Here is a 7,333-nt window from a genome sequence, read left to right as displayed (position 1 = left end):
AATTGTTTACAACACCCGGGAGCTTGTAAGACCTAATCGGAAAAACATTCGAAAACATCGGCAAAAGAAACCTTATTCTATGAATTACAAAAGGTTATGACAGATTATTAACTAAACGACATTGATATATTAGATATAACCCGGATGAAATAGTATCGGGGCAGAATATTGAGCCGGAGACTAAGTTTAGGTTCTCGGGCAACGGAACCATTACCGCAACAAAATTTACAGGCGACGGCTCAGGTTTAACAAATGTACCGAGTATTTGGCAACAAAACGGAAATGATATTTACTACGGAAACGGAAACGTTACAATAAATCACGACCTTTGGGTAAAACAAGATATATGGGTGCAAACACAAAATCCTTGGGGCGACTATGTTTTTAACAACAACTATAAATTAATGCCGCTTAATAAACTCGAAAAGTTTATTAATAAAAATAAACATTTGCCCGGTGTTCCTTCTGCAAAAGAAATTAAAGAAAAAGGTTTAAACCTTGCCGAAACCGATGCCGTGCAAATGGTTAAAATTGAAGAACTTACACTTTACATTATTGAACAAAACAAACGTATTGAGAAGTTGGAAAAACAAATTAAAAAACTTCAAAATAAATAAGCCGTGAAAAAGATACATATATTTTTAATATTGCTTTTTATTTTTAAAAGTTCATTTTCGCAACTTAATGAAGCAGATACATTTGAAGAACATCAAGCAATGTTTTCCGAAATTGACCGCTCTGAAATTACAACGGGAATACTATACGACAGAGTTATACCTTTTTCAGGTATAGAAAAATTTACCGGCAAAAATAAAGATGCAATATGTAAACAAAGCATTTGGAAACAAATGTATTACGAACTGCAAAACGCAAGTTACGAAAAAGACACCGTAAATATGCCGAATTTAAAATTTATATTCGGTACAAAAAGACAATTTACAAACGGAAAACTGATACCGATATATTTGCTTAATTACAACTATAATAAAATTAAAGAAAATGCTTTTGTCGACAAACTTTTAATTCTGCAAAACAATAAAATAATTAAAAATCCCGAAAAAAACGAAAACCCTTACAAAGTAAAAAGAGCTTTTGCCGCAGCACCGTATAAAACACATACATATTACGGCAATGATTTTTCTTTTATTTTAAACGGTAATTATTTATATACAAACACCGATGAAATAATAACAGAAATTTTTGTTGATTTTGATGACGGTTTCGGATATCGTAAAATAAAACAAGGCACAGAATTGCCGGTAAGCTATGCCGAAACCGGACAAAAAACAGTTTCGATTAAAGCAATTACACAGAATAGTGATACATTAGTTACAAAATTTGCTTTTGAAGTAAAAGCTAAGGATATTCCGGATTATATTGTTGTAACTATTGAAAGCGATCCAATAAATAATGAAAGTACAAACGGAGAGTTAGCAATAATAAAAGCACCGAACAATGATTTATTAGATAATCCATTTTTAATTGTTGAAGGATTTGATATTATGGATAATGTATATTTTGAAGAAATGTGGGAATTATTCAATAAAGAACATTTTGCAGAATGTTTACTTGAAAACGATTATGATATTATTTTTCTGAATTTTAATAAACCAAGAACAGACCTAAAAGTAAATGCACAACTTGTAAGAAAGGCAATAGATGATATAAATAATATATATAAAGACAGAAATAATGAATTAATAATTGCCGGTGGCAGCATGGGAGGCTTGGTAACCCGGACAGCACTTACTTATATGGAGGATAATAATCTTAAACATCATACTCGTTTATTTGTTTCTTTTGACAGTCCGCAAAACGGAGCAAATATCCCGATAGGATTACAGCATTTAATTAAATTCAGTAGCGAACACGGAAATATTAATGCTGAAGATTTTATTAACAGATTAAATGATAAAGCAGCTAAACAAATGTTACTTTTCCATCATCTTGCTACGGACGAAGATAATAATATTGCAAAAGCACATCAGGATAAAGAAGATTTTGAAAACTACATAAATAGCATAGGAAATTATCCGACTGAATTAAGAAAAATTGCATTCTCAAACGGTGCTTCCGATGGTACAATCTTACCACATCCGGATGATGACCTGTTATTATACTACAAAAAGAAGCATAACAGCAAAGCAAAAGATAGATTATGGGTATATGCAATGCCTGCAGACAAAAAAAAAATAGTTTTTAAAGCAACCTGGGCAAATATTAATGCTAAAAGAGTTAAAATTAAGCATAATTATAAAATTGATTATGCTCCCGGAGGAATATATAATACAATGGAAATAATCTATGACAGCGACCAGGATGCATTTACTTTATATCAAGCTTCTCATTGTTTTATTCCGACAATAAGCAGTCTTGATATTAATACAACAGATTACAACTATAATATTATTGGAGACCCTGATATAATGAACAAAACTCCTTTTGATGCTTTATATTATCCTGATGAAGAATCCGGAATAAATCAGTTTCATGTTAATGTTTCAGAAGAATTTGCTTATAATTTATTAGAAGAAATAATTCCTGAAAATATAATTTTACCGGATAATCATCCTTTCTGGAACGAAGGAGATGTGATAGCAAGTAACAGCATTCAACTTACACAAGGATTTCACGCTTCTGCAAGTAATGAGTTTCATACCTATATAAAACCAAGAGTAAATTGCATTATTCCTGATAAAAGCGAAATATTTACAAAAAGTTCTAATCAATATGAAAGTTCTTTAAGCAAACTGGATTTTATTGTTGAGAACAGAGATAATATTATTATTTATCCGAATCCAAATTACGGGAATTGTACAATTAAATTAAACTATAAAGAAAGACCTTTATACTATACTATCACAGATTTAACCGGAAATATTATAATAAAAAAAGAATACACAGAAAATCCTTTTAAGATTAACAATTTGACTGCCGGAATATATTTAATTACAATATATTTTAAAAATAAAGTTTTAACTGAAAAAATAATAATTTTATAAATATGAAAACAAAACTAATAATTTCAGCATTTCTTACAATTTTATTGTTCAGTTCATGCGATTGGTTTATGAAAATAACAATGCCTGTTACAAGAATAACAGGGCGTGTAATTGACCAAAATGAAAATCCGATTAGTGATGTGTGTATTTATTTATATGACAATAATAGTTTAAGTGATGGTGTAATCCTTGTTGATTCAACTTTTTCAGATAACGAAGGAAATTATAAAATAAAAAATTCCACTTCAAGTTATTTAGGAACTCCTATATATGCCGTATATCCCTATAAGGAAGCATACATGTCAATTTCAGATTATGATGATGATTTCAAACGACATGTTATAAGAGTTGATTACGGAGAAAAAAATAAAATAAATATTACCATGCGTCCTTTAAAAAAAACAAATATATTGGGAACAGTAACAGATAACGAAACAGGAGAAGGCATAAACAATGTTAAAGTGCCTGTATTTTACAAATTAAGGAATAATACATCGCAAAAATTTGAAACAAAATATTATACATATACAGACCAATCCGGAAATTTTAATATTGATTTTTATAATTATGGGTATCCTTATTACTGTTTCTACTTAAAACATGAAAATTATTGGGATAAACAAATTGAAATAACTGTAAAATCTGAACAATCAGGTCTAATGGATATTGAAATGCAAAAATTAAATTAAAACAGAATGAATTATGAAAACAAAACTAATAATTCCTATACTTCTATTAACCGTAATGTTTTATTCAGTTCAGCGTAGATGCAAGCCGTAACAAGCATACATATTACAAACGGTTTTCACGCAAGTGCAGCAGATAAGTTGCATTTGCACACCGGAGCATACATAAATAACTTAATTACGGAAGAATGGACAGAGAACGACAAGCAAAACAAAATATACAAAAATAAAAACAAAACAAGCAATACGGTATTGCCCGAAGCCGAAAACATAACAATTTACCCCAACCCCTCAAAAGGAATATTTAACATAAATATAAATAATCAATATTCAATAAACAATATTCAATTATCAATACAAAGCGTAGCCGGAAAAATCGTATATTTGAAAAACAATATAAAACAAAACAACATACAAATAAACATAAGCGACAAACCAAGCGGAATATATATTTTAAAAATAAATTACGACAATAAAATAATATCACGTAAAATCATAAAACAATGAAACACCCATGATAAACAAGTTTAACACCCAAGGACATGACTAAACGTACCGACTTTATTTCTTGCTCATAGTTACAGGTGTTCCTATGTGCAGAACAAAACAAATTTAACAAATAACAGTAAGCATTTAACTTATCCATTGTTAGTTAATTGCATAAATTTAGACACATGAAAACAATAAAATACATTTTATTTTCGGCAGCTGTAATATTTTTTGCGGTAAATATTCAATCTTGTAAATACAATATTTTCGGAGCACCTACTTTTGTAAAACAAAACGGATATATTACCGACACCCTCGGAAACGGAATATCGAACGTCAGATTAGATACTCTAAAAGCAGAAGAATTTTTCGGAAAAACAGAAAAAACCGATTATGTTTTTTATACTGACAAAAACGGTCATTATGAAATATATATTGATAATAATGATTATATTTATTATATAGATATGACCCATCCCGATTATATTTATCCGGTAAGAAACAACTCTCCTTATCCGCAAACTTCAAGAGGAGAATCCGTTGAAGAAAGAAACTACCAAATGGTAAAAAAAGGTCCCGTAAAAATTAAGGGGGATATAAGATATGTTTCTCCGGATTTGACATATTGGCTTGACAGCGTAAAAGTATCCGTATTAAAACGTCCCGTCGGTAATACAAACTATCCGGACAATACCGGAATTTATGCTTATACAAACGAAAACGGTATTTTTTATTTAGAATATCCGGAAGATAAAAATTACGAATTTTTCTTAAAACCCGAAAAAGAAGGTTATTATTATGACGGAGGTTACTATTTTGAAGATTGCAGTAAAGCAAAAAATTATGACCCGGGTTATGTTATATCTTGGGGCTTTGAAATGAAAAAAACAGGAGAATAATACCTTTTAAATTTTTGGCAACAAGCCGTAACAAGCATATATATTGCAAAAAAACTTTTAACTTTATGCTTTCAACTTTACTTTAACTAAAAGAAAATGAAAACAATAAAATACATTTTATTTTCGGCAGCTGTAATATTTTTTGCGGTAAATATTCAATCTTGTAAACGTTTAATATGGGGAGCTTCAAAATATTCGAGACAATACGGATATATTACCGACACCCTCGGAAACGGAATATCAAAGGTAAAAATGAAATTATATAAATCAGAAGAATATGACGGAGAATTGGAGGAAACCGATTATATATTTTATACGGATAAAAACGGATATTACGATATTGAAGTAAAAAACGGTATTTATTATATAGATATGACCCATCCCGATTATATTTATCCGGTAAGAAACAACTCTCCTTATCCGCAATTATACAAAGGGGGTGAGCCTTATGAAGACACAAACTACCAAATGGTAAAAAAAGGTCCCGTAAAAATTAAGGGATATATTATGTGCGATGAAGATTCTACGTATTGGATTGACAGCGTAAAAATATCAGTGTTAAAACGTCCCGTCGGCAATGCAAATTATCCTGATACTACCGGTATTTATACCTATACAAATGAAAACGGATATTATTATATAGAATATGAAGGAAATGAAAATTATGAGTTTTTCTTAAAACCCGAAAAAAACGGTTACTATTATGAGTGGAGAGATTTTGACTATGCCCCTGCACCAAATACAGATCCCGGCTATATATATCCCGGTAGTATTAAAATAAAAAAGATAAATTAATTATATTAAAAGTCTGCTGAAAATATTATATCCGGACAATATACATTTGCCTAACCCCGATTGGCAACAAGGCGAAATGCAAGCCGTAACAAGCATACATATTACAAAAAAACTTTCAACTTTCAACTTTCAACTTTTAACTTTTAACTTTCAACTGACATTAACCGGCAGCAAAAAGAAAACCCTATCCAAAACAATATACTGTTTCACAATAGTAAGGGAGCATCGTAAAAAAACACTACTATAATTATTTGCAATTCTCTGAAAATATTGCAACTTATTATTATTTTTACATCATGTTATATAACAGAAATATTACCATGAAGAATAACTTCTAATTAAAACTTATGAGAATAGTAATAATATCAATTTTAATAAGTGTAAACCTTAACTTATTCAGCCAAAAAGGTCCTTCCGATTTTACGGCTGAAGATATATACGGACACAAACACAGCCTGTTTAAAGATTATTTAGATAACGGACAATTTGTATTTATTGACTTTTTCGGTACAGGATGCGGTCCCTGTCAATATATAACCCCCTCAATTGATACAGTATTTCAAGAATTCGGTTGCGGTTACGGTAAAATTGCATTCCTCGGAATTGAATTATCTTCAGACAATGCCACGGTAAGATCCTTTGCCGAAAACTATTCAATGAACTTTCCTCCCATAAGCGGTATTGAAGGACAAGGCAGTTCAGTTTTCAGTGATTACGGAATAAGCTACACACCTTACCACATTCTAATTTCTCCCGATAAACAAATTATTATAGACGACCTATATATTAATGAAACCTATCATCTGAGAGACACATTAACAGCTGTAGGCATTGCACCGCAACTTTGTGCAGGAAACGATTTTATTTTCTATTCATTAATTTCTGAAAACGATTCAGTTGTAGGAGAAATAAATTATGACACTAAAACAGTCTATGTTAATATGCCTTCAAATACCGACATATCAAACTTAACGGCAAACTTTAAAAATGCCGTAAAATCATATATTGAAATAAACGGCACAGAACAAATAAGCGGAGAAACCGTAAACAACTTTTCATCAGGCTCACTAACATATCAAATAACTTCCGAAAAAGGAGTAACAGAAAACTGGACAGTTGAAGTTAACCTAAGTACCGATATTGAATTTTACTCAAAAAATATTAATATATACCCTAACCCTTCAAAAGGAAAATTTACGATACTTAATAATATATTCTCAGACAATAAAGAGAACCGCATAACTATCATAATTACAGATTTATCAGGAAAAACAATATTAAAAACTTTAATTGATAACGAACTGATTAATATAGACCTTTCAAATCAAGCAAAAGGTATTTATTTTTTAAATATTGAAAATAAATATACTAAATTTACTAAAAAGTTAGTTATATATTAACAAATTCATTTCAATAATTCATAATACTGTTAATAAAAGAGCAAAATAAAATATTTTGCTCT

7 protein-coding genes are annotated in these 7,333 nt (G+C 30.1%); all 7 read left to right on the top strand.

The window, feature by feature from the left end:
* Positions 1-350 precede the first annotated feature (350 nt).
* The 7 genes from L3J35_06545 to L3J35_06515 all read left to right on the top strand — a co-directional run bounded on the left by L3J35_06545 (position 351) and on the right by L3J35_06515 (position 7,271).
* Positions 351-617, top strand: a complete 267-nt coding sequence (locus tag L3J35_06545; protein ID MCF6365848.1) for a hypothetical protein — start codon at positions 351-353, stop codon at positions 615-617.
* 3 nt (positions 618-620) lie between these two features.
* Positions 621-3,002, top strand: coding sequence for a T9SS type A sorting domain-containing protein (locus L3J35_06540; protein MCF6365847.1), 2,382 nt, complete (start codon positions 621-623; stop codon positions 3,000-3,002).
* A gap of 2 nt (positions 3,003-3,004) precedes the next feature.
* Positions 3,005-3,691 (top strand): carboxypeptidase-like regulatory domain-containing protein, encoded by a 687-nt coding sequence (locus L3J35_06535; GenBank protein ID MCF6365846.1) that lies wholly within the window; start codon positions 3,005-3,007, stop codon positions 3,689-3,691.
* 78 nt (positions 3,692-3,769) lie between these two features.
* Positions 3,770-4,195 carry a T9SS type A sorting domain-containing protein gene (locus L3J35_06530; GenBank protein ID MCF6365845.1) on the top strand — a complete coding sequence of 142 codons (426 nt, stop codon included), beginning with the start codon at positions 3,770-3,772 and terminating at the stop codon, positions 4,193-4,195.
* A 167-nt stretch (positions 4,196-4,362) separates the two neighbouring features.
* Entirely contained in the window at positions 4,363-5,076 is a 714-nt protein-coding gene (locus L3J35_06525) for a hypothetical protein (GenBank protein MCF6365844.1), read from the top strand.
* Positions 5,077-5,172: 96 nt separating this feature from the next.
* Positions 5,173-5,871, top strand: a complete 699-nt coding sequence (locus L3J35_06520; GenBank protein MCF6365843.1) for a hypothetical protein — start codon at positions 5,173-5,175, stop codon at positions 5,869-5,871.
* A gap of 347 nt (positions 5,872-6,218) precedes the next feature.
* Positions 6,219-7,271 carry a T9SS type A sorting domain-containing protein gene (locus tag L3J35_06515; protein ID MCF6365842.1) on the top strand — a complete coding sequence of 351 codons (1,053 nt, stop codon included), beginning with the start codon at positions 6,219-6,221 and terminating at the stop codon, positions 7,269-7,271.
* Positions 7,272-7,333: the final 62 nt, after the last annotated feature.

This window comes from Bacteroidales bacterium, from assembly GCA_021648725.1.
In the GTDB taxonomy this organism is placed as follows: Bacteria; Bacteroidota; Bacteroidia; order Bacteroidales; family JAADGE01; genus JAADGE01.
The sequence above is the reverse complement of the archived record's forward strand: the minus strand, read 5'-3'. Positions and strand labels throughout refer to the sequence as shown.